Below are 22,443 nucleotides of genomic sequence, written 5' to 3' on the forward strand. Positions count from 1 at the left end.
TTACAACAAATCCCCAACGGGCGCGGCCGCTGCGGAGAAGACAGGATTGCGGAAAAAAGGTTCACGACAGGAAGGGTTGCAACTCAGGGTGCGGGTGAAGCAGGCGCTGCCCAGCGGGTGACGCGGTCGAAGACTTCCCGCGGAATGCGCGATGGTCGCAGCGTGGCCGCCGCCACGCAACCCACGCGCACCGTGGCCTCGCACAGCAGCGCGGCGGGCGCGCCGCTGGCGTCGCAGCGCCAGGCCTGTTGCGCGACGGTGAGGCTGGCGCTGCCGATGTCCTGCAAGCGAAGCTGGATCTGCAGCGCGTCGTCGAGTTTGGCGGGGGCGGCGTAGCGCAGATGCACGTCGGCCACGACGAATACCAGGCCCGATTGCGCCGCCAGCTCCGACTGTGCCAGCCCCAGGCTGCGCAGCCATTCCGTGCGCGAGCGCTCGAAAAACTTGAGATAGTTGGCGTAATAGACGATACCCCCGGCGTCTGTGTCTTCCCAGTACACCCGCACGGGCCAGTGGAAAACAGCGAGGCAAGGGGCTTGCGCCGAAGGTCTGGCGGTCGAGTTCATGCCTTCTCGGTGGTGTGGGTGTCGGCTGAGGGATTCATCTGCGGGCTGCCAATGTTGATCAGCTTGCCATCGCGCCAGACATAGCAAGGCGTGCCGGTACGCAGCGCGAGCTCACGCGCGCTTTGGGCTGCACGGCGCAGGGCGGGCTCGACTTTTTGCAGATCGGGGTCGACAGAAGGCGGGGTGTGCTTGATCGGAGAGATGGTCATGGGTTGTCCCCGCTGCTGATCAGAGAGGGTAGATCACCCGAGTTGTCATAAAGTGCCCAGGCGTTCACCAACGGTTTGTAGAGATGATGGAAATTGAGTAATCCGGCTGAAAAACGGCGTCGGATGACGGCTTCAGGGATGGCATGCCCGCCTTGTGCCACACGGGCCGCCACACGCTGTACTGCCATTTCCGCATCGGGCAAGGACAAAAACACGAGCTTGGCGTGATAGCCCAATGCACGCCACCGTGGAATTTGTGCGGCATAGCCGCGCCCGCTGAGGGTGGTTTCCAGGGCGAAGCTTTTCCCGTTTTTCACCCGTAAGTCAATTTCTTCCAGCATCAGGCGCGCAGCGCGTCGAGCAGCCCTATCGGGATCGAATGGGGATAAGCCCGAGGCGATGAGATCGGCATTGATGAAGTCGCTGTAATCCGCTTCGGGCAGGAAAATCTTGGCGAAGGTGGTTTTCCCAGCGCCATTCGGCCCCGCGATCAGCAGGATGCGATGCTCCAGGTTCATTGGGCGATTTTCATGCCACCTTGCGTTCCAGATAGCCGCGTAGCCGGGCCAGCGCTTCCTGCAGGTTGGCGATGCTGTTGGCGTAGCTCAGGCGGAAGTAGCGCTGGGGCTCGGCGGTGCCGAAGTCTTTGCCGGGTACGAGCACTACGCCGGTATCGCGCATGACCTCGAAGCAGAAGTCCCAGCTGTCTGCGCTGTAGGCAGAGCAGTCGGCGTACACATAAAACGCGCCGTCCGGCCGCACGGGCACGCGCAGGCCCAAGGCTTCGAGGCCGGGCACGATCAGGTCGCGGCGGCGTTGGAACTCGGCGCGGCGGCGTTCGTATTCAGTCAGGGTGTCGGGCTCGAAGCAGGCCAGCGCGGCATGTTGCGCCACGCTGCTGGCGCAGATGAACAGATTGCCGGCCATGCGCTCCAGCGGGGCGACGAGCGAGGGCGGCACGACCAGCCAGCCCAGCCGCCATCCGGTCATCTGGAAGTATTTGGAGAAGCTGTTGACGGTGATGATGTCGTCGCCCGCGGCTAGCGCGGTGTGGCCGTAGCCGGCTTCATAGCTGAGGCCCAGATAGATTTCGTCGACGATGCTCACCCCGCCGCGCGCGCGCACCACGTCGGCGATGCGGCGCAGCTCGTCTGGCGCGATGGAGGTGCCGGTGGGGTTGGAGGGCGAGGCCAGCAAAACCCCAGCGGTCTGCGGCGTCCACGCGGCCTCGACTTCGCTGGCGGTGAGCTGAAAGCGTTGCGCGGCGGGGGCGGGCAGCATGCGCGCCCGGGCTCCTGCAGCGGCCACGAAGTTCTTGTTGCACGGATAGCTCGGGTCGGGCATGAGCACTGCATCGCCCGGATTGAACAGCAGCAGGCTGGCCAAGGTGAGGGCGCCCGAGGCGCCCGCAGTGATGAACACGCGCGCGGGATCGAGCGTCACGCCGTGCACCTGGGCGTAGTGCTGCGCGATGCGCTCGCGTAGCGCAGGCAGGCCGGGCGCCAGGGTGTAGCCGGTGCGGCCGTCGCGCAACGCGCGGGTGGCGGCTTCGACCACGGGTTCGGGCGCGGTGAAATCGGGCTCGCCCACGCTGAGATGGATCATGCGCCTGCCCTGCGCTTCCCAGGCCGTTTGTTGTTCGGCCGCGGCGCGCACCACGTCCATGACGTAGAAGGGTTCGATGGACTGGTTGCGTTGGGCTAAGCGCATGGCGGCTATCAGAGGGAGATCAGTCTTTGCGCGGCGGGCGCGGGCTGGCACTGGCGCGCCGGGGGAAAGAAGCGGCCGCACGTCGCGGCGGGGCTTTGGCCTTGTGGCTGACGGGCACGTTCGCGTAGGGGTTGGGCGGCGGGCTGAAGTCGGTGGCCGTGGGCTGCGCTTGCGGGTGCGACTGGTTAGCGGCTTCGACCTCGGTCTTGCGCAATTGCGCGGCGATGCGGTCGAGCACGCCGTTGACGTATTTATAGCCGTCGGTGCCGCCATACACCTTGCCGAGTTCGACCGCTTCGTTGATGACCACGCGATAGGGCACGTCGAGATGACGCTGCAGCTCGAAGGCGCCCATCAGCAGCAGGGCGTGCTCTACCGGGGAAAGCTCGCTGGTCTGGCGGTCGATGTGCGGCTGAATGAGGGCGTCGAGCGGCCCGGCCTCGGCCAGCGCGCCATGCAGCAGCGACTGAAAGTGATCGTCGTCGAGCTTGATGGTGGGGTAGCGTTCGTGCAGAAAGGCTTCGATCGCGCCGGTATCGCTGCCGGCGAGCAGCCATTCATAAATGCCCTGGAACGCGAGCTCGCGCGACTTGCGCCGCGCGCTTTTGGGGGCGGTGGTTGCGGTCATGCGGCCTCGTCGTCGTTGTCGCTGATGTCGATGAACAGGTTGGCCATTTCCACCGCGACGCGGGCGCATTCGGCCCCTTTGTCGATGCGGGCTTCGGCCTGCGCTTCGTTTTCCACGGTGAGCACGCCGTTGGCCACCGGCATGTTGTAGTCGAGCGCCACCTGAGCGATACCGGCCGCGCTGGTATTGCAGACGACCTCGAAGTGATAGGTGTCACCGCGAATCACGCAGCCGATGGCAATGAGCGCATCGAAGGCCTCGCTCTCGGCCAGCGCCTGCAGCATCAGCGGCAGTTCGAGCGCGCCGGGGACGGTGTAGAGCCCGATATCGTCTTCGTTCACGCCCAGGCGCTGGAGTTCGTCGAGGCAGGACTGGGTGATGCGGTCGGTAATGGCAGTGTTGAAGCGGGCCTGCACCACGGCGACGCGCAGCTCACGGCCATCGAGTTGTTCGGAAAGAATGCGGTTCTGGACGTTTTGCATGGCGTTGGAGTGCAGAGGAGTGGCGCGCCGCGGGGCGCAGAAGGGCAACAGCTTACGCGCCGGGCGCAAGGGTGGGGGCGCTGTCCTGTGCGGACTCGAAGCCGACGATCTCCAGCCCATAGCCTGCCATGCTGGGCATTTTGCGCGGCTGGCCGAGAAGGCGCATCTGGCGCACGCCGAGATCGCGCAGGATTTGCGCGCCAATGCCGTAGTCGCGCAAGGCGGTGACGCCCGATTTGGGCGGCGTGGCCGCCGGCTGCAACAAGCGCTCAAACTGGCTTTTCAATTGCGCGGCCGATTCACCGCAGTTGAGCAGCACGGCCACGCCCACGCCTTCGCGCACGATGCGGCCAAGCGCCTGCGGCAGATTCCAGGAATGGCGCTGGCAGGCGGCATCGAGCAGGTCGAGAGCGGACAGGGGCTCGTGCACCCGCACCAGCGGCGCGGCCTGCGCGGCCAGGTCGCCATGCACCAGCGCCAGATGCAGGCCATGACCGGCGCGATCGGTATAGGCCACGCAGCGCATGGGGCCGAACGGCGTCTGCATGGGGTGTTCGCCTACGCGCTGCACCAGCGATTCGGTGCGGCTGCGGTATTCGATGAGATCGGCGATGGCGCCGATTTTCAGATCGTGCTGCGCGGCAAATTGTTCGAGATCGGGCAGGCGGGCCATGGTGCCGTCGGCGTTCATCACCTCGCAGATCACGGCGGCGGGTTCCAGCCCGGCCAGAGCGGCGAGGTCGCAGCCGGCCTCGGTGTGCCCGGCGCGCATCAGCACGCCGCCTTCAGCGGCCATCAGCGGGAAGATGTGACCCGGTTGCACGATGTCACTGGCCTGTGCGTTGCGCGCCACGGCGGCCTGCACGGTGCGCGCACGGTCGGCCGCCGAAATGCCCGTGGTGACGCCTTCGGCAGCTTCGATGGACGCGGTGAAGGCGGTGCCGTGCGAAGAGCCGTTGTGCTCGACCATATGCCGCAGGCCAAGCTGCGCGCAGCGCTGGGCGGTGAGGGTCAGGCAGATAAGACCGCGCGCATGCGTGGCCATGAAATTGATGGCCCGCGGGGTGATGTGCTCGGCGGCAATGACCAGATCGCCCTCGTTTTCGCGATCTTCCTCATCGACCAGAATGACCATGCGCCCGGCCTTGAGCTCGGCAATGATGTCGGGAACGGGGGACAGGGGCATGATGGGGACGGGGCGCTGCTGAAAAGCCCAACATTCTAAAACCGCCTCACCCGGCGCGCTTGCGCCGCTTGCCTTGTCAGAATTCGTAACGTCCGAAGAAAAACGCGACGTTGCCGTTGTTGAGCTTGTTGTTCACCTTCGGGATGAAGGTGCCATAAATCGACAGCCTGCCGAAACGGATCGAGGCGATGGGCAGCGCGATGGGGAAGGGGATGTTGTGGAAGATGTCGGCGCGCGAGGTCACCGCCAGGGTGTAGCCCAGACCGAAGCCCACCGGCGCGTCGTTGTTGAACATCCACTGATGGGCGTAGCCGACCACGGGCTCGGCGTTCCAGTGCGAGTCGGAGAAGATCATGGCGTACACCATGTCTTCGTTGCCGTCGGCATTGATGTGATGGCGGCCCCAGCCTATGCCCCAGGCGTGTTTGTTGAGCGTGGCGCGTTTAGCGGCGGTGTAGGTGCCGGGGTCGTGCCAGGTGTAGCCACTGAAGTACAGATCGTCCTGTCCGGTCTGGGTGGTGCTGACCGCGGCATTCCAGGTGGACTGCGCCCAGTCGGATACGCCGCCCAGCCCCAGCGCCCAACTCGCGCGGGGAACCAGGGCCAGCCAGAGGAGGGCGAAAGTGGATAGAAGGCGGGCTGGAAAATGTTTCATGGGCTCGTGGCGGGCGTCTCAGGGAAGTCGGGCCAGACTTTATCAGCGCAAAAGGTTGAGCCTGTGTCCGTTTGCAACGGGCGGCATGTGTGTGGCCGACTCAAGCGCTGTTCAGAGCCGGGTTGGGGCGCTGATCGGGGCAATGATCAAGCACCGAGGCGCGCGATCAATCGGCCCTGCTGGACGACGAGCAGCGTATTTTCGGGCAGGGGCTCCCAGTCTTCCGGGGTGAGGGGCACGCTGGCGAGCATCACGGCGGGCGCGGGTTTGTCGTCGCGGCCCTGAACGTGCAGCCCAGAAGCGCGCATCTGATGCTCGCTGGCGGCTTCGCGCATGAGCAGGTGCAAACCGGGCACCCAGGTGTTGCCCGGATGACTGCGGCGGCGATGCGCATGAGCGAACAGCAGGTCGCCATCGGTGAACAGAAAGTTCGCCGCGCCAAGGGCACGCAATTTGGCCGCGAAGTCGGAGACCACTTCGATGCGGCGTTTGAGGTCGCCGCTCTCACCCGCCGCATCGAGCACTTGCTGCGATTGCATGAGCACGTAGAAGGCATGTTCGGAATCGGTCTGGCCCATCGGGCGGTGCGCTGCATGCGCCAGCGGAAGCGCCTGCTCGATGTCCGGCAGATCGCCGTTGTGGGCAAAGAGGTGGCGCTTGCCGAACAGCTCGCGGGCGAACGGCTGGGTGTTGACCAGCGTCACCGGGCCGCGCGAGGCGCGGCGGATATGCGCGATGACTAGCGGGCTGTGAAAGTCGTGCTTTTCGAGCACCGGAACGAAGGCGCTGGTCAGCGCGGGTTGGGCTTCGCGCAGCACATGCGCGTCGCTGCCCTCGTAATACGCCGCGCCCCAGCCGTCGGGATTGGCGGCGTGCGGCCCGCCGTGGCGCGCGAATTCACGAAAGGCGAACCGCACCCGCGCGGGCACACGGCTGGAGTAGGCGAACAACTCACACATCTTTCCGACCCTCCGGTGCGCCCAGCATGCGCTCGACATAGCGGGCGATGAGGTCGATTTCGAGATTCACCGCGCTGCCCTCGCGAAGTTGATGCAGATTGGTGTGCTGCAGGGTGTGCGGAATGAGGTTGATACTCACGCGGCAACGCTCCGGCAGATCTTCGACGCGGTTGACCGTCAGACTCACGCCGTTGATCACGATGGAGCCCTTGTACGCAAAAAACTTGCCTAAAGCGGCGGGCGCGTCCACCTCCAGCAGCCAGGATTCGCCGATGGGCTCGAACCGGGCCACCTGGCCCACGCCGTCCACATGGCCGGTGACCAGATGGCCGCCCAGCTTGGTGGACAGCGCGACCGACTGTTCCAGATTGACCCGGGCGCCCGGCACGTTCAGCCCCGTGGTACGCGCCAGACTTTCGGCCGAAATGTCGAAGGCAAAGCCACAGGGCTGAAGATCCACCACCGTCATGCAGGCGCCGCTGACGGCGATGCTCTCGCCGAGCTCTACGCCCTGCAGCCAGGCCGGATCGACCTGCAGGCGCACGCGTTTGCCGTGACTGGCCTGGGAACCGAGGGGGGTGACTTCGGCGATGCGGCCGACGCTGGTGATGAGTCCGGTGAACATGAGGGTTCAAAGAGAAAAGGAATGAGGGAGACGTGCAAGGATGCGCAGATCGGCGCCGATCCGCTGCACATCGTGCCATCGCAGCGCGAGCCCTTCGTTGATCTGCTGATAGGGCCCCAGCGCCGCCAATCCGGCGCCCTCGCCCAGCAACTGGGGCGCAAGATACAGCAGCAGTTCATCGACCACGCCGGCGCGCAGCAGCGAGCCGTTGAGCTTTTCGCCGGCCTCGCAGTGCAGCTCGTTGATGCCCCGCTGGCCGAGCACCTGCATCAGCGCGCGCAAATCGGTTTTGCCCGGTTTACCGGGATCGTTGGGCAGGGCGATGTCTTGCAGATCGAGCGAGGCGGTGGCCGCGCTGCGCAGCGCCGCCAGACGCGGCGCGGCCTGTTCCGGCGGCAGGGCGTGGACGATCCACAGCGGCGATTCCGCACTCTGCAACAGGCGCGCGGTCGGCGGGCATTCCAGGCGGCTGTCGATGACGATGCGAATGGGCTGGCGCGGCGTCTGCACCGCCCGCACATTGAGCTGGGGATCGTCCGCCCGCACCGTGCCCAGGCCGGTGAGCACGGCGCAGGCGCGCGCGCGCCAGTGATGGCCGTCGGCGCGGGCCGCTTCGCTGGTGATCCACTGGCTTGCGCCGTTGGGCAGGGCCGTGACGCCGTCGAGCGAGGCGGCCACCTTCAGCCGCACCCAGGGCGTGCCGCGCACCATGCGGGAGATGAAGCAAAGGTTGATCTCGCGCGCTTCATCGGCGAACAGCCCGACATCGACCTGGATGCCGGCATCGCGCAAACGCTGCAATCCCTGGCCTGCCACCAGCGGGTTGGGATCGACCAGCGCAGCGACCACGCGCGCGACGCCTTGCGTGGCCAGCAGGTCGGCGCAGGGCGGCGTGCGGCCGTGGTGCGCGCAGGGCTCCAGCGTGACGTAGGCGGTGGCGCCCCGCACCTCGTGGCCGCGCTCCCAGGCTTGCTTCACCGCCTGGACTTCGGCGTGATCTTGCCCCGCCGCCAGCGTGGCGCCTTCGCCCAGCACCTGGCCGTCTCGCACCAGCACGCAGCCCACCCGCGGATTGGGGCTGGTGCGGTACATCGCGCTGTGCGCCAGATCGAGCGCCCGGCGCATGAAGCGCTGATCTTGTTCGCTGAATGAAACGTCGTCCGGGTTCATGTCGGAGTTTTGCCGCGCCGGGGTTTGGCGGCGGGCGAGGGCGGCTGCATTTCCTGCAGCACATCGAGAAACTGGCTCAAATCCTTGAAGCTGTGATAGACGGAGGCAAAGCGCACATAGGCAATGCCGTCGAGCGTGCGCAATTCCTCCATCACCCAGGCGCCGATTTGGGTGGAGGGCAGCTCGCGCGCGCCGCTTTGCAGCAGCATTTGCTCCACGCGCCCGATGGCGGTATCCACCGCGTCGGCACTGACTGGCCGCTTGCGCAAGGCCAGCAGGAAAGAGGCGCGCAGTTTGTCGCGGTCGTATTCGGTGCGGCGGCCATCTTTTTTCACCACCACCGGAAAGCTGACCTCCGCGCGTTCATAGGTGGTGAAGCGCTTGTCGCATTGGCCGCAACGCCGCCGCCGCCGCAGCGCGGTGCCGTCTTCCACATCGCGGGTTTCAATCACCTGCGTGTCGGGGCTTTGGCAAAAGGGGCATTTCATGGCGGCGTGGCAACATTAAACCCGTCATTATTCACGCTGCGGTCTGTTTTCGCGGTAGCGCGCGCAAACACGGCGCATATCAAACACCTGACGCGGCGGCTACACTGCCCGCCGATGAAAAATCTGGTTCTCCTCATTTCCGGGCGCGGCAGCAATCTGCAGTCCATTCTTCAGGCCGAGCGTGAACAGGGCTGGGGCGTTTGCGTGCGTGGAGTACTCAGTAACCGGGCTGATGCCGCAGGGCTGGACGCTGCGCGTGCCTTCGGTGTGCCCACGCAGGTGATCGCGCATGCCGACTTTCCCAACCGTGAGGCGTTCGACGGTGCTTTGGGCGACGCGATTGCCGCGCTGGAGCCCGACGTCATCGCGCTGTGCGGCTTCATGCGGGTGCTGGGTGCGGCCTTCGTGGATCGCTTTGCGGGCCGTCTGGTGAATATCCATCCGTCTTTGCTGCCAGCTTTCACCGGTTTGCACACCCATGCGCGGGCCCTCGAAGAAGGGGTGAAGTGGCACGGCGCTACCGTGCATCTGGTGAGCAGTGCGCTCGATCACGGGCCGATTCTGGCGCAGGCCGCCGTGCCGGTGCTCGATGGTGATACGGTCGAGACGCTGGCCGCGCGGGTCTTGCTTGAAGAGCACCGAATTTATCCCCCCGCCGTGCGGGCTTTGCTGGAAGGGCGGGTGCAGATCGACGGCTTGCGCACCCGTATCCGTCCGTCCTCCGATTCTTCCCTTTGAAAGAGCGCCATGAAACCGCGTGACCTGCTTTACACCGCGCGCGACGTGCTGCGCGATATGTTGCGTTTCGACGCCGCGGCCGATGCCGTGCTGTCGCGGCTGTTCCGTGCCAAGCCGCAACTGGGCAAGACCGACCGACAGATCCTGGCCGACACGGTCTATCAGGTGCTGCGGCATCTGCGCTTGTTTCAGACGCTGGCCGCGACCGACGAAAGCATCGGCGGAGCTATGGAACTGCGTCTGGCCATTCTCGGCTGGTCGGAAAACGCGCAATCGCTGCATGCCGCGCTTTCTCCCGAGCAACTCGAGTGGCGCAAACGCTTGCTGGCACAAGACGCGATGGCCCTGTCCGAAGCGGTGCGCTGGAGTCTGCCGGAATGGCTGGCGGCCGCCTTGCAGGCGAACTATGGCGCGGAATATCCCGCGCTGGCGCAGGCGATGTTGCGCCCGGCCCCGCTGGATTTGCGGGTGAATGTGCAGAAAGCACGGCGCGAAGCCGTGCTCGACGTGTTCGCCCGCCTCAATCTGCCCGCGCAGCCAACGCCCTATTCGCCGTGGGGCGTACGCCTGGAAGGCAAACCCGCTTTGCAGGATCTCACCGTCTTTCGCGAAGGCTGGGTGGAGGTGCAGGACGAAGGCAGTCAGCTGCTCGCCGTACTGCTGGCCCCGCGCCGCGGCGAAATGGTGGTCGACTTCTGCGCCGGAGCCGGCGGCAAAACCCTGGCGCTGGGCGCCATGATGCGCAGCACGGGTCGGCTTTATGCGTTCGACGTGGCCGACTACCGCCTGGCCAAGCTCAAACCCCGGCTGTTGCGTAGTGGGCTATCCAATGTGTACCCGGTGGCCATCGCACATGAACGCGATGAACGGGTCAAACGTCTGGCTGGCAAGGTCGACCGGGTGCTGGTGGACGCGCCGTGCTCCGGCCTGGGTACCTTGCGCCGTAACCCTGATATGAAATGGCGACAGAAGCCTGAAGATATTGCCGAGTTGACGACAAAACAAGCCAACATTCTGCAATCGGCGGCAACGTTGCTGAAGCCGGGCGGGCGCTTGGTTTACGCCACCTGTAGCGTCTTGCCGGAAGAAAACAGCGGCATCGTCAATGCCTTTCTGACCGCGCACCCCGATTTCGAGCGTGTTCCCGCCGATACGGTGCTACGTCAGCAAGGAGTAGAAGGCGAGGGCCTGGTGACCCAAGGGGACTTGCAGTTGTTGCCCAATCGTCACGCCACCGACGGCTTTTACGCCGCCGTGCTGCAGCGGCGCCCGACCTCATCTGATCGTGGCGAAGCCGATGCCACGCTATCGGACTGACAAGGGCTTCTCGTTTGCACTGAGTGCTGTCGTCAGTGCAAGACCGATAATGAATGCAACTTTCGCCAGCGGCGAAGTTCCAATTGTGTTGTATCGATCTGAAAGTTTCTGATGTTTGATGTGTTTTTGAATTGGGCTGGGCACGGCCTTTTGCGTGCATCATGGTTGCAAATAGTCTTATTTGCGCTCATTACCACGCATATCACCATTGCGTCCGTCACTATTTTTCTGCACCGCGCTCAGGCTCACCGGGCGCTGGAACTGCACCCGATCGCCTCGCACTTTTTCCGCTTCTGGCTGTGGTTCACCACGGGCATGGTCACCAAGGAATGGGTGGCGATTCATCGCAAGCATCACGCCAAGTGCGAGACGGTCGACGACCCTCACAGTCCGGTGACGCGCGGCATCGATACGGTGCTGTTGCACGGCGCCGAGTTGTACCGAACCGAATCGAGAAACGCCGAAACCCTGAGCAAATTCGGTCACGGCACTCCTGACGACTGGTTGGAGCGCAACGTTTATTCCCGCTTTATCTGGCAGGGCGTCGGGCTTTTGCTCATTCTCGATGTGCTGATGTTCGGCGCGATCGGCGCCACGGTGTGGGCCGTGCAGATGTTGTGGATTCCGATCTGGGCAGCCGGGGTGATCAACGGGCTGGGTCATTGGTGGGGCTATCGCAATTTTTCGGCGCGAGACAGCAGCCACAACATTTCTCCCTGGGGGTTGCTGATCGGCGGCGAAGAATTGCACAACAACCACCACACCTATCCCACGTCGGCCAAGCTCTCGGTCAAATGGTGGGAGTTCGATATCGGCTGGGCGTATATCCGCGCTTTGTCCTGGGTGGGTTTGGCCAAACCACGCAAACTACCGCCGCAGTTCCGGCTGGGCGAGGTGCGCGCCGAGGTCGATCAGCTCACTTTGCAAGCTGTTATCGCCAACCGTTATGAGTTGATGGCGCGCTATGCCGCGGGGTTGAAGTCCACCCTCAAGGCCGAGCTGGCCCGAGCTGCAGAGCAGGGCGCGGTGAGCCATCTGCCGACTTTGCGCGCAGCCAAACGCTGGATCGGCATCGAGCGCGAGATTCTGTGCGAGCGTTCGCGCGCCTTGGTGGACGCGGCGGCAAGTGCCAGCCCTAACCTGAGCAAGCTGCTTCACATGCGCGAAGAGCTCAAATCGGTGTGGGAGCAGACCAATCTGAACGCCGAACAGCTTCGCCTGAAGCTGCAGGACTGGTGCCGCCGCGCCGAAGACAGTGGCCTGGCCCCGCTTCGGGAGTTGTCGCTGAGGCTGCGACGTTATACGCCGACGGCCTGAATTCTGATGTTTACGACGCCTGGGCATTCATGCCGGATGCCCAGGCTAAACATTGATGGAGCGCCGAAGGAGGCGCCCATGAAAAAGAGGCGCCCACAAAAAATCCGCTGGTCAGGCCGCAGTGAATTTGAACACTCTGGCCGATCCAGCGGATCGTTCTTTGGTAGACAGATCAGATTACTTGATCTTGCCTTCCTTGTAATTCACATGCTTGCGCGCGACCGGATCGAATTTCATGATTTCGATCTTTTCGGGCGTGGTGCGCTTGTTTTTGGTGGTGGTGTAGAAATGGCCGGTGCCCGCAGAGGATTCCAGCTTGATTTTTTCGCGTCCGCCTTTGGTTGCCATGATGGGTTCCGTGCAGTTCTAGGAAGGAATGGAGAGGGCGATCAGATCTCGCCGCGCGAGCGCAGCTCGGCCAGCACGACGTCGATGCCTTTTTTGTCAATGGTGCGCAGCCCAGAGCTCGTTACGCGCAAACGCACGAAACGGTTCTCGCTTTCAACCCAGAAACGACGATATTGCAGATTGGGCAGGAAGCGGCGCTTGGTCTTGTTGTTCGCATGGGACACATTGTTCCCGACCATCGGCCCTTTACCTGTCACTTGACACACTCGTGCCATGGCACACCTCGAAATTGTGTAGAACAAAGCCTAAAGATTATAGCCGGAAAGATTTGCTTGTCCACCGCTATCGGTGTCAAGACTCCGCATTCTCCAGATAGCGCTGTGCGTCCAGAGCGGCCATGCAGCCGGTACCTGCGCTGGTGATCGCCTGACGATAAACGTGATCTTGCACGTCGCCCGCGGCGAATACGCCGGGCACACTGGTGGCGGTCGCCATCCCTTCGTTGCCGCTGCGGGTGATGATGTAGCCGTCCTTCATGTCCAACTGGCCTTTGAAAATTTCAGTGTTGGGCTGATGGCCGATGGCGATGAAACAGCCATTCAGTGCGATGTCTTCGTCGGCGCCGGTCTGGCTGTTGTGGATGCGCACGCCAGTCACGCCACTGGCGTCGCCCAGCACTTCTTTCAATTCGCTCCAGAGCTTGAGTTCGACTTTGCCCTCGGCCGCGCGGGCCATGAGTTTGTCGACCAGAATGGGCTCGGCACGGAATTTGTCGCGGCGGTGAATGACGGTCACCTTGCTGGCGATATTGGCCAGATACAGTGCTTCTTCGACGGCCGTGTTGCCGCCGCCCACCACGCACACCGGCTGGTTGCGATAGAAAAAGCCGTCGCAGGTCGCGCAGCCCGAGACGCCCTTGCCCATGAAGGCTTCTTCGGTGGGCAGTCCCAGATATTTGGCCGAAGCGCCAGTGGCGATGATCAGGGTGTCGCAGGTATAGACGCCGCTGTCGCCTTCGAGGCGGATGGGTTTTTCGCGCAGATGCGCGGTGTGGATGTGATCGAACACGATCTCGGTATTGAAACGCTCGGCATGCGCCTGAAAACGCGCCATCAAGTCGGGCCCTTGCACGCCATCGACGTCGGCAGGCCAGTTGTCGACTTCGGTCGTGGTCATGAGTTGACCGCCTTGAGCCAGACCGGTGATGAGCAGGGGGTTCAGATTGGCGCGGGCCGCATAGACGGCGGCGCTGTAACCGGCCGGGCCGGAGCCCAGAATGAGCACTTTGGCGTGTTTGGATGTCATGATGTGTGAGAAACTTCGGGCTGAGAGGATGGGGGAGAAGGTCGCGCTGCAACCGCTGCTGACGGACTGTCCTCGAAAATAGAACAAGGGCAAGCCGCCGCACAATAGATAAGATTTTAGGGGTGCGGCATATCGGGCGTGCGGCATGCGGCTATTTTCTGGCTTCTCCGCCTGCCTTCGAAATTGCCCCGCCGCCCCATAAACTGGAGAAACTGATGTCGCAAATCACCGATATTGACCTCGTTCGGCGCGTGCCGCTGTTTGCCGTGCTCACCGAATCGCAGGCCTGGTCGATTTCGCAATCCATCGTCAAGCGGCGCTACAAGCGCGGCGAAAACATCGTCGAGCAGGGCAGCAAGTCGAATGCCCTGTTCATTCTGCTTTCCGGCCGAGCGCGGGTGATCAGCATGGATGCCAAAGGCCGCGAAGTCATCATCGCCGTGCTGCATGCGGGCGATTACATCGGGGAAATGAGCCTGATCGATGGCGAACCGCACAGCGCCACGGTGCAGGCCGAGGTGCAGACCGATGTGATGATGCTCGGCCGGGTGGCGTTTCTGCAATGCCTGCCTGAAAACACCAGCATGTCCTTTGCGATCATGCGCGGGCTGGCGCTGCGTCTGCGTCGGGCCGACCGAAAAATTGAATCTCTGGCGCTGATGGATGTCTATGGCCGTGTGGCGCGCGCGCTGATGGAACTCACGGACGAGATGCAGAACGAGCACGTCATCCGCAACAAGCTTTCACGCCAGGATCTGGCCAAGATGGTCGGCGCTTCGCGCGAAATGGTCAGCCGGGTGATGAAGGACTTTGAACAGCAAGGTTTTGTGGTCGAGCGCGAAGACGGCACCCTGTTGATCCGAGAGCATCTCTCGACCCTGATTTGATGCGAGCGGGGTGTGCACGGCTCCTCGTCCTCGCTCCTGATCCGTCGTCTATATCCGCCTGCGATTCTGAGCCTGGGCGATCTGTCGCGTTGGCTTGTTTGCCCATGACCGCCGCGAAGGCGGCAAAATCCGCCCTGAAGCCCAGTTTGATGGCGGGCGCGATGCATCACCCTGGATTTTGAACACCCCTCCCATGCCGAAAATCGATACCCGACGTCGCCCTTCCCAGGCGGCGCTCCGTTCTGAGCCGCGCAGCCGCCTGCAGCGTTTTGCGAGCGAGGTACGCCTGACGGCCGCCTTCATCGGTTGGATTTTGCTTTGCCTGAGCCTGCTGAGCTTTCACAAGTCCGATCCGTCCTGGTCGAGTTCGGGCACCGATGGTCATGTGGCCAACTGGGTCGGCGTGGTTGGGGCCTGGTTTTCCGATGTGGCCTATTTTCTGCTGGGCTTCTCGGCCCTGTGGCTGATTCCGCTGGGCCTGTACGGCCTGCTGCGCATGTGGCGCAACACCCAGGCGCAAACACCCGCCGCCGAGGAGCAAACGCCTGTGAGCCGGTGGCGCAAGCTGCAGCCGCTGGCCGCCGCGGCGGGCCTGCTGCTGTTGCCGCTTTCCAGCGCGGCGCTGGAGTCGACGCGGCTGTGGAGTCTGGCTTCCGCCCTGCCGGGCGAGGCCGGCGGCTTGCTTGGGCATGGCCTGGGTATCGCCGTTGATACCTTGCTGGGCGACACCGGCGGCACCTTGGTGCTGCTGGCGGTTTTTCTGTTTTCGCTGAGCTGGGTCGGTCATTTTTCATGGGCCGACGCGGCCGAGCGCCTTGGCGGCTGGATCGAGCGGCTGTGGACCTGGCAGCGCGAACGCCGCGGACGCGAAGACGATGTGCTGGCCGGGCAGCAAGCCAAGCAGGAGCGCGAAAAGGAAGTCGAGTTGCAGCGGCCTTTGGTGGAAGAGCGCGAGGTGCTCGCTCCCGTGCTGATCGAGCCTTCGGTGGCTTATGTGCCGCAGTCTCCGCGCGTGCTCAAGGAAAAGCAGAAACCGCTGTTCAATGAACTGCCCGACTCTTCCCTGCCGGCCTTGGGCCTGCTGGATGCCGCGCCCTCGGTGCAGGCGGAAACCGTCAGTCACGAAACGCTGGAGTTCACTTCGCGCCTGATCGAGAAAAAGCTCAAGGATTTCGGCGTGGAGGTGCGCGTAGTGGCGGCCTATCCCGGCCCGGTCATCACCCGCTACGAAGTGGAGCCGGCCACTGGCGTGAAGGGTGCGCAGATCGTCAATCTGTCGCGCGATCTGGCGCGGGCCTTGTCGCTGGTGAGCATCCGCGTGGTCGAAACCATTCCGGGCAAGAACACCATGGCGCTCGAGCTTCCCAATGCCAAGCGGCACACCATCAAGCTGTCGGAGATTCTGGGTTCCAACAACTATCACGAAGCCGCCTCGATGCTGACCATGGGTCTGGGCAAGGACATCGTGGGCAACCCGGTGGTGGCCGATCTGGCCAAGATGCCGCACCTGCTGGTAGCGGGCACCACCGGCTCGGGCAAGTCGGTCGGCGTCAACGCCATGATTCTGAGCCTGCTGTACAAGGCCGAACCCAGCGATGTGCGGCTGATTCTGATCGATCCGAAAATGCTCGAACTCAGCGTGTACGACGGCATTCCGCATCTGCTCGCGCCCGTGGTGATCGACATGAAACAGGCGGCGCAGGCGCTGAACTGGTGCGTGGGCGAGATGGAGCGCCGCTACAAGCTGATGAGCAAGCTCGGCGTGCGCAATCTCGCGGGCTACAACACCAAGGTGCAGGAGGCCCGTGCGCGCGGCGAGCCGCTGACCAACCCGTTCAGCCTCACGCCAGAGTCTCCCGAACCGCTGGAGAAGTTGCCGCACATCGTGGTCGTCATCGACGAACTGGCCGATCTGATGATGGTGGTGGGCAAAAAGATCGAGGAACTCATCGCCCGCCTGGCGCAGAAGGCGCGGGCGTCGGGCATTCACCTCATCCTGGCCACCCAGCGCCCCAGCGTGGATGTGATCACCGGGTTGATCAAGGCCAATATTCCCACCCGAATGGCCTTCCAGGTGTCGAGCAAAATCGATTCGCGCACCATCCTCGACCAGATGGGTGCGGAGAGCCTGCTGGGCATGGGCGACATGCTGTACCTGCCGCCCGGCTCGGGCATGCCGCAGCGGGTGCATGGCGCGTTTGTGAGTGACGCCGAAGTGCACCGCGTGGTCGAAGACATCAAAAGTCGAGGCGGGCCGAACTATCTCGAAGGCATCCTCACTGGCGAGGAAGATCTGGATGGGGCGGGCGCTGTGGGTGGCGCGGGCGGCTCAGACGGCGAGAGCGACCCGCTCTACGATCAGGCGGTGCAGATCGTGCTGCAGCACCGCAAGGCGTCGATTTCTCTGGTGCAGCGTCATCTGCGCATCGGCTACAACCGTTCAGCCAGACTACTGGAGCAGATGGAACAATCCGGTTTGGTGTCGGCGCTGACCGCCAACGGCAACCGCGACATCCTGGTGCCGGTGCGGTCGGAGTGAACTTGCGCCCGCATCACGCACCCTGATTTGAATTTTTGAAAGACCGAATGATGATGTTTATGAACACGCGCTGGCGCACCACGCTGATGCGGCTTTTTCTCGCGGGCGGTCTGCTCGGCGCCAGTCTGCCTGCGGCCTTCGCGGCGAATTCGGTGCAACTGCTCGAACAGTGGCTGCAGCAAACCCGGGGCGGCAGCGCCCAGTTCACTCAGACTGTGAGCAACCCCAAGGGCCCGGCGCAGGCGCCGGCTACCGGCCAGTTTGCCTTCGAGCGGCCCGACCGTTTCCGCTGGGACTACACCAAGCCCTATGCCCAGGTCATCGTCAGCGACGGCAAGCAGCTCTGGACCTATGACCACGACCTCGATCAGGTGACCATCACCCCGGTCACGCAGGCGTTCAAGGGCACGCCTGCCGCGATCTTCGCCGGAACCGACCTGACCCGGCTGTTCACCCTGCAGGCCCAGGCCGATGCCGGCGGTCTGCAATGGGTGCAGGCCACGCCCAAGGCCAAGGACAGCAACTTCGACTGGATACGCATCGGTCTGCGCAGCACGGCGCAAGGCCCGGAAGTGGCTGAGCTTCAGTTGCGCGATGCTTTCGGGCAAATTTCCACCATGCGCTTCACCGCCATCAAACACAACCCGACCTTCGGCCCGGACAGCTTCCGTTTCACTCCGCCCAAAGGGGCTTCGGTCATCAGCCAGCCATGACTAGCGGCCCGGGCCTGTTCGACGACGCGGACCTGCCCGCGCCCGCCCGCCCGCTGTCTGCGTCCAAGCCCGCGCCTGGGGCCAACGCCCCACTGGCCGAGCGTTTGCGCCCGCATCATCTCGGTGAAGTGGTGGGCCAACGCCACCTGCTCGGACCCGGCAAGCCGCTGCGCGTGGCGTTTGAAACCCGGCGGCTGCACTCCATGCTGTTTTGGGGGCCGCCCGGCGTGGGCAAAACCACCCTGGCGCGGCTGATGGCCGATGCTTTCGATGCCGACTTTCTGTCGTTGTCGGCGGTGCTCGCCGGGGTGAAAGACATCCGCGATGCCGTCGCCCAGGCCCAGGCCGCGCAGCAACGGGGGCGGGCGACCATTGTGTTCGTCGATGAGGTACACCGCTTCAACAAAAGCCAGCAGGATGCGTTTTTGCCGCATGTCGAATCCGGCTTGTTCACCTTTATCGGCGCGACCACGGAAAACCCGTCATTCGAGGTCAACAGCGCCTTGCTGTCGCGCGCCGTGGTGTACGTACTCGAACCGCTGGACGCCGACGATCTTGGCTTGCTGATGCAACGCGCGCTGGCGGGCAGCGGCGTCGAGGCCATCGAGCCCGCGGCGCAAGAACGGCTCATTCGCCATGCCGATGGCGATGCCCGCCGCCTGCTGGGCGCGCTCGAACTGGCGCTGCAGGCCGCCGTACGGGCCGCTCAAACCACGCTCACCGCCGACCTGCTCGAACAAACCCTGGGCGCGACCCTGCTGCGCTTCGACAAAGGCGGCGAGCAGACCTACGATCTGATCTCGGCGTTGCACAAATCGGTGCGGGGCTCGGATGTGGACGCCTCGCTCTACTGGTTTGCGCGCATGCTCGAAGGCGGTGCCGATCCCCGCTATCTGGCACGGCGGCTGATCCGCATGGCGGTGGAAGACATCGGCCTGGCCGACCCCAAGGCCCTGACCCTTGCGCTCGAGGCCGCGCAAACCTACGAGCGCTTAGGCAGCCCCGAAGGCGAGCTGGCGCTGGCCGAGGCGGTGGTTTATCTGGCCGTCACGCCCAAGTCGAACGCGGTTTACAAGGCCTTCAACGCCGCGCGCGCGTTTGCCCGGGAGCAAGGCACCCAGCCCGTGCCCTTGCACCTGCGCAACGCGCCCACCAAACTGATGAAAAACCTGGGCTATGGCAAGGACTACCGCTACGCCCACGACGAGGCCGACGCTTTTGCCGCCGGAGAAACCTATTTTCCAGACGGCATGACGCCGCCCCGCTTCTATCAGCCCACATCGCGCGGGGTGGAGGAGCGCATCGCCCGCCGCTTGCAAGACTTGGCTGAGCGCAATACCCGGGGCAGTGTGGTGTCATCTTTCGGGCCGGAAAGTGACAGTGCCGCAACTGAACCATCCAGCGACTGAGCGGCCTCAAACTGCGGGTTGACCCGGTGCCGGGTGACCCAAGGCAGGCGGTTATCATCGCGCCAGCCAAAAAAACAGGGGTCAGGACAGCCCGGCCCCCAGACAAAACCATGAAGCCTGTTCACCCTCGCCCGGCAGCATCGTTGCCGGGTGCCGCCGCGTACCAGACGCGGCACGTATCGTGCGCGCTCGCAGGCGTTCCACTTTCACACACGATGTCCTGGAGGCATGCACTCAACCGGTGCGGGGGTCCCGGCACGCGCTTTGCTTTCATCCCCGGTTTACTCGTTTCACCCCGGCCGCTCCAAAAGAGTCAGGCCGTCACTCACTAGCCATCCGCTCGTCAGGAGATTCAAGGTATGGATATTTTTCTTCAGCAGATCGTCAACGGTCTGGTTCTGGGCAGCATGTATGCCCTGATCGCTCTCGGCTACACCATGGTGTACGGCATCGTCAACCTCATCAATTTTGCGCATGGGGACGTGATGATGGTGGGGGCGCTCACGGCCTACACCGTGTTCAAGGTGCTCGATCATGTGGCCCCGCATCTTCCAGGTTGGTTGGTCGTGGTCATCGCCCTGGTCATCGCCATGCTGGCCACGGGAGTGCTCAACTACTTTATCGAGCGCATCGCCTACCGGCCCTTGCGCAATGCGCCCAAGCTGGCGCCGCTGATCACGGCCATCGGCATGTCCATCCTGCTCGAAACCCTGGCGATGATCATCTGGGGGCGCGACTACAAGGTGTTCCCGTCCGGGTTGCTGCCGAGCAATGTCATCAATGTCGGCGGTATTGTCATCACGCCGGTACAGATCATGATTCTGATAGTCACGGCCGTGCTGCTGGCGGGGCTGACCTGGCTGATCAACCACACCAAGCTGGGCCGGGCGATGCGGGCCACGGCGGAGAACCCGCGCGTGGCGTCGCTGATGGGGGTGAATCCCAACTTCGTCATCTCCTCGGCGTTCGTGATCGGCGCCATGCTCGCGGCAATTGCCGGGGTGATGTGGTTTGCCAACTTCGCCACGGCGAACTTCTATATGGGCTTCACGCCGGGTTTGAAGGCCTTTACCGCGGCGGTGCTGGGCGGCATTGGCAATCTTTCGGGGGCCATGCTGGGCGGCATTCTGCTGGGGCTGATCGAGGTGCTGGGCGCTGGCTATATCGGCACGCTCACCGGTGGGGTGTTCGGCAGTAATTACCAGGACATCTTCGCCTTCATCGTGCTGATTCTGGTGCTGACCCTGCGCCCGCAAGGCCTGCTGGGTGAGCGCGTGGCCGATCGCGCCTGAGGAGACTGAACATGAACCAACAAAAGAACTGGGTCTGGATTGTGGCGGGCGCTGCTGCGCTCATCGCGCTGCCCATGGTGCTGCAAATCGCAGGAGATGCCTGGGTGCGGATCGCAGCCTTTGCCATGCTCTACATCATGCTGGCGCTGGGGCTGAACATTGTGGTCGGCCTGGCCGGGCTGCTCGATCTGGGCTATATCGCCTTTTATGCGGTGGGGGCGTATCTGTATGCGCTGTTGTCGTCGAACCAGCTCACGAGCAATTTCGATGCGCTGGGGGCGATGTTCCCCAATGGCTTCGATGTGTCGATCTGGCTGGTCGTTCCCATGGCGGCGGCGCTGGCGGCCAGTGCGGGCATTGCGCTGGGCACGCCCGTGCTCAAACTGCGCGGCGACTATCTGGCCATCGTGACGCTGGGCTTTGGCGAGATCATCCGCATTTTCATGAACAACCTGAACGCGCCGATCAACATCACCAACGGCCCGCAAGGCATTTCGGGCATTCACGGCATTCGCCTGTTCGGCTGGGATCTGAACCAGAATATCAATATCGGCAGTTTCACCATACCCTCGGTGGCGCAGTATTACTACCTGTTCCTGGTCCTGGTGGTGTTTGTGGTGATACTGAGCTACCGCCTGCAGGATTCGCGCATCGGCCGCGCCTGGATGGCGATGCGCGAAGATGAAATCGCCGCCAAGGCCATGGGCATCAATACCCGCAACATGAAGTTGCTGGCGTTCTCGATGGGGGCGACTTTCGGTGGCGTGGCCGGGGTGATGTTCTCGGCCTTTCAGGGCTTCGTCTCGCCCGAGTCGTTCTCGCTGCTAGAGTCGATCATCGTGCTGGCCATGGTGGTGATCGGCGGCATGGGGCATATTCCCGGCGTCATTCTTGGCGCGGTGCTGCTGTCGGTGCTGCCCGAAGCGCTGCGCTATATGGGCTTCATCTCCGACTGGCAGCAGCACACTTTCGGCCATGTGTATATGGACAGCGGCATCCTGCGTCAGCTCATCTATGCCCTGGCCATGATCATCATCATGATCCTGCGGCCCAAGGGACTGTGGCCTGCGCCCGAACATGGCAAGAGCTTCGCCAAACTGCCCACTCCGCTGCAGGAAGGAGGCAAGGCATGAGCGACACGGTTCTGCGCGTGAGTGGCGCATCCAAACGATTTGGCGGCTTGCAGGCTCTGAACGATGTCGGCATCCAGATCGACCGCGGCCAGATCTATGGCCTGATCGGCCCCAATGGGGCGGGCAAGACCACGTTTTTCAACGTCATCACCGGGCTGTATCCGCCCGATTCGGGCGATTTCATCCTGGCCGGCAAGGCTTACAAGCCGGCCGCGGTGCATCAGGTGGCGCGTGAGGGCATTGCCCGCACGTTCCAGAACATCCGCCTGTTTCCGGACATGACGGCGCTGGAAAACGTGATGGTCGGGCGGCATGTGCGCACCAACAGCGCGCTGATTGGCGCGGTGTTCCGCACCCGGCATTTCAAGACCGAGGAAAAAGCCATCCGCGAACGGGCGCGTGAACTGCTGGCCTATGTGGGCATCGAGCGGTATTCCGACTTCCGCGCCCGCACGCTGTCGTATGGCGATCAGCGCCGCCTGGAAATCGCCCGCGCTTTGGCTACCGATCCGCAACTGCTGGCGCTCGACGAGCCCGCGGCCGGCATGAACGCCACGGAAAAACTGCAGCTGCGCGAGCTGCTCACCGCGATCCAGAAAGACGGGCGCACCATTCTCATCATCGAGCACGATGTGAAACTGGTCATGGGCCTCTGCGACCGGGTGACCGTACTCGATTACGGCAAGATCATTGCCGAAGGGGTGCCCGCCGAAGTGCAGAAAAATCCGAAAGTCATCGAAGCCTATCTGGGCGCAGGGGAGCACTGA

At 63.5% G+C, this 22,443-nt stretch carries 25 protein-coding genes; 10 read left to right on the forward strand and 15 right to left on the reverse strand.

Annotated elements, in window-relative coordinates; all coding sequences use genetic code 11:
* Nucleotides 1-83: 83 nt before the first annotated feature.
* From ybgC to nrdR, 12 genes are all read right to left on the reverse strand, one after another.
* The gene (ybgC, locus tag B3H47_RS07265; RefSeq protein WP_276708826.1) at nucleotides 84-566 is read right to left on the reverse strand and encodes a tol-pal system-associated acyl-CoA thioesterase; all 483 of its coding nucleotides are present in this window, start codon (nucleotides 564-566) and stop codon (nucleotides 84-86) included.
* Nucleotides 563-775 carry a hypothetical protein gene (locus B3H47_RS07270; RefSeq protein WP_013106719.1) on the reverse strand — a complete coding sequence of 71 codons (213 nt, stop codon included), beginning with the start codon at nucleotides 773-775 and terminating at the stop codon, nucleotides 563-565. Before B3H47_RS07270 ends, ybgC begins: the two co-directional genes overlap by 4 nt.
* Nucleotides 772-1,293 carry an AAA family ATPase gene (locus tag B3H47_RS07275; protein WP_276708827.1) on the reverse strand — a complete coding sequence of 174 codons (522 nt, stop codon included), beginning with the start codon at nucleotides 1,291-1,293 and terminating at the stop codon, nucleotides 772-774. The genes B3H47_RS07270 and B3H47_RS07275 overlap by 4 nt, the downstream gene beginning before the upstream one ends.
* A gap of 10 nt (nucleotides 1,294-1,303) precedes the next feature.
* Entirely contained in the window at nucleotides 1,304-2,485 is a 1,182-nt protein-coding gene (locus tag B3H47_RS07280; protein WP_276708828.1) for a pyridoxal phosphate-dependent aminotransferase, read from the reverse strand.
* A 19-nt stretch (nucleotides 2,486-2,504) separates the two neighbouring features.
* Complete coding sequence (gene nusB, locus B3H47_RS07285; RefSeq protein ID WP_286986597.1) at nucleotides 2,505-3,113, reverse strand: transcription antitermination factor NusB; 609 nt, start codon at nucleotides 3,111-3,113, stop codon at nucleotides 2,505-2,507.
* A complete protein-coding gene (gene ribH, locus B3H47_RS07290; protein WP_013123949.1) occupies nucleotides 3,110-3,595 on the reverse strand; it encodes a 6,7-dimethyl-8-ribityllumazine synthase in 486 nt (161 codons plus the stop codon). Before ribH ends, nusB begins: the two co-directional genes overlap by 4 nt.
* Nucleotides 3,596-3,647: 52 nt before the next feature.
* The gene (ribBA, locus tag B3H47_RS07295; protein ID WP_276709845.1) at nucleotides 3,648-4,781 is read right to left on the reverse strand and encodes a bifunctional 3,4-dihydroxy-2-butanone-4-phosphate synthase/GTP cyclohydrolase II; all 1,134 of its coding nucleotides are present in this window, start codon (nucleotides 4,779-4,781) and stop codon (nucleotides 3,648-3,650) included.
* A gap of 76 nt (nucleotides 4,782-4,857) precedes the next feature.
* Complete coding sequence (locus tag B3H47_RS07300) at nucleotides 4,858-5,436, reverse strand: Antimicrobial peptide resistance and lipid A acylation PagP (RefSeq protein WP_013106713.1); 579 nt, start codon at nucleotides 5,434-5,436, stop codon at nucleotides 4,858-4,860.
* 146 nt (nucleotides 5,437-5,582) lie between these two features.
* Nucleotides 5,583-6,395 (reverse strand): class II glutamine amidotransferase, encoded by an 813-nt coding sequence (locus B3H47_RS07305; protein ID WP_276709839.1) that lies wholly within the window; start codon nucleotides 6,393-6,395, stop codon nucleotides 5,583-5,585.
* Nucleotides 6,388-7,020 (reverse strand): riboflavin synthase, encoded by a 633-nt coding sequence (locus B3H47_RS07310; protein ID WP_276709837.1) that lies wholly within the window; start codon nucleotides 7,018-7,020, stop codon nucleotides 6,388-6,390. The genes B3H47_RS07305 and B3H47_RS07310 overlap by 8 nt, the downstream gene beginning before the upstream one ends.
* Before the next feature lie 6 nt (nucleotides 7,021-7,026).
* Nucleotides 7,027-8,190 carry a bifunctional diaminohydroxyphosphoribosylaminopyrimidine deaminase/5-amino-6-(5-phosphoribosylamino)uracil reductase RibD gene (ribD, locus tag B3H47_RS07315; protein WP_286986598.1) on the reverse strand — a complete coding sequence of 388 codons (1,164 nt, stop codon included), beginning with the start codon at nucleotides 8,188-8,190 and terminating at the stop codon, nucleotides 7,027-7,029.
* Complete coding sequence (gene nrdR / locus B3H47_RS07320; protein ID WP_013123944.1) at nucleotides 8,187-8,678, reverse strand: transcriptional regulator NrdR; 492 nt, start codon at nucleotides 8,676-8,678, stop codon at nucleotides 8,187-8,189. The genes ribD and nrdR overlap by 4 nt, the downstream gene beginning before the upstream one ends.
* A gap of 114 nt (nucleotides 8,679-8,792) precedes the next feature.
* On the opposite strand from nrdR, the gene purN reads away from it, so the two are divergent.
* From purN to B3H47_RS07335, 3 genes are all read left to right on the forward strand, one after another.
* Complete coding sequence (gene purN / locus B3H47_RS07325) at nucleotides 8,793-9,416, forward strand: phosphoribosylglycinamide formyltransferase (protein ID WP_276709830.1); 624 nt, start codon at nucleotides 8,793-8,795, stop codon at nucleotides 9,414-9,416.
* 9 nt (nucleotides 9,417-9,425) lie between these two features.
* On the forward strand, nucleotides 9,426-10,733 hold the full coding sequence (locus tag B3H47_RS07330; protein ID WP_286730346.1) for an RsmB/NOP family class I SAM-dependent RNA methyltransferase: 1,308 nt from the start codon (nucleotides 9,426-9,428) through the stop codon (nucleotides 10,731-10,733).
* A gap of 111 nt (nucleotides 10,734-10,844) precedes the next feature.
* Nucleotides 10,845-12,050, forward strand: a complete 1,206-nt coding sequence (locus B3H47_RS07335) for a DesA family fatty acid desaturase (RefSeq protein ID WP_276709827.1) — start codon at nucleotides 10,845-10,847, stop codon at nucleotides 12,048-12,050.
* A gap of 177 nt (nucleotides 12,051-12,227) precedes the next feature.
* On the opposite strand, the gene rpmG is transcribed toward B3H47_RS07335, so the two are convergent.
* The 3 genes from rpmG to trxB form a co-directional block, all read right to left on the reverse strand.
* The gene (gene rpmG / locus B3H47_RS07340; RefSeq protein WP_013106705.1) at nucleotides 12,228-12,398 is read right to left on the reverse strand and encodes a 50S ribosomal protein L33; all 171 of its coding nucleotides are present in this window, start codon (nucleotides 12,396-12,398) and stop codon (nucleotides 12,228-12,230) included.
* Between the two features lie 41 nt (nucleotides 12,399-12,439).
* A complete protein-coding gene (rpmB, locus tag B3H47_RS07345; protein ID WP_013106704.1) occupies nucleotides 12,440-12,673 on the reverse strand; it encodes a 50S ribosomal protein L28 in 234 nt (77 codons plus the stop codon).
* A gap of 76 nt (nucleotides 12,674-12,749) precedes the next feature.
* Nucleotides 12,750-13,706: a thioredoxin-disulfide reductase gene (trxB, locus tag B3H47_RS07350; protein ID WP_196794234.1), complete on the reverse strand. Its 957-nt coding sequence runs from the start codon at nucleotides 13,704-13,706 to the stop codon at nucleotides 12,750-12,752.
* 212 nt (nucleotides 13,707-13,918) lie between these two features.
* Here trxB and B3H47_RS07355 point away from each other — a divergent pair, with 212 nt between their 5' ends.
* From B3H47_RS07355 to B3H47_RS07385, 7 genes are all read left to right on the forward strand, one after another.
* Entirely contained in the window at nucleotides 13,919-14,590 is a 672-nt protein-coding gene (locus B3H47_RS07355) for a Crp/Fnr family transcriptional regulator (RefSeq protein WP_013106702.1), read from the forward strand.
* A gap of 193 nt (nucleotides 14,591-14,783) precedes the next feature.
* Nucleotides 14,784-17,129 carry a DNA translocase FtsK gene (locus B3H47_RS07360; RefSeq protein WP_286730347.1) on the forward strand — a complete coding sequence of 782 codons (2,346 nt, stop codon included), beginning with the start codon at nucleotides 14,784-14,786 and terminating at the stop codon, nucleotides 17,127-17,129.
* Between the two features lie 59 nt (nucleotides 17,130-17,188).
* Complete coding sequence (gene lolA, locus B3H47_RS07365) at nucleotides 17,189-17,842, forward strand: outer membrane lipoprotein chaperone LolA (RefSeq protein WP_232054307.1); 654 nt, start codon at nucleotides 17,189-17,191, stop codon at nucleotides 17,840-17,842.
* Nucleotides 17,839-19,251, forward strand: a complete 1,413-nt coding sequence (locus tag B3H47_RS07370) for a replication-associated recombination protein A (protein ID WP_286730348.1) — start codon at nucleotides 17,839-17,841, stop codon at nucleotides 19,249-19,251. Before lolA ends, B3H47_RS07370 begins: the two co-directional genes overlap by 4 nt.
* A 359-nt stretch (nucleotides 19,252-19,610) precedes the next feature.
* Nucleotides 19,611-20,543 carry a branched-chain amino acid ABC transporter permease gene (locus B3H47_RS07375; RefSeq protein ID WP_286730349.1) on the forward strand — a complete coding sequence of 311 codons (933 nt, stop codon included), beginning with the start codon at nucleotides 19,611-19,613 and terminating at the stop codon, nucleotides 20,541-20,543.
* A gap of 11 nt (nucleotides 20,544-20,554) precedes the next feature.
* Complete coding sequence (locus B3H47_RS07380) at nucleotides 20,555-21,676, forward strand: ABC transporter permease subunit (protein ID WP_013123936.1); 1,122 nt, start codon at nucleotides 20,555-20,557, stop codon at nucleotides 21,674-21,676.
* Nucleotides 21,673-22,443: an ABC transporter ATP-binding protein gene (locus B3H47_RS07385; RefSeq protein ID WP_286730350.1), complete on the forward strand. Its 771-nt coding sequence runs from the start codon at nucleotides 21,673-21,675 to the stop codon at nucleotides 22,441-22,443. Before B3H47_RS07380 ends, B3H47_RS07385 begins: the two co-directional genes overlap by 4 nt.

It is taken from the genome of Thiomonas sp. UBA7699 (assembly GCF_002482605.1).
Lineage (GTDB): Bacteria > Pseudomonadota > Gammaproteobacteria > Burkholderiales > Burkholderiaceae_C > Thiomonas > Thiomonas arsenitoxydans.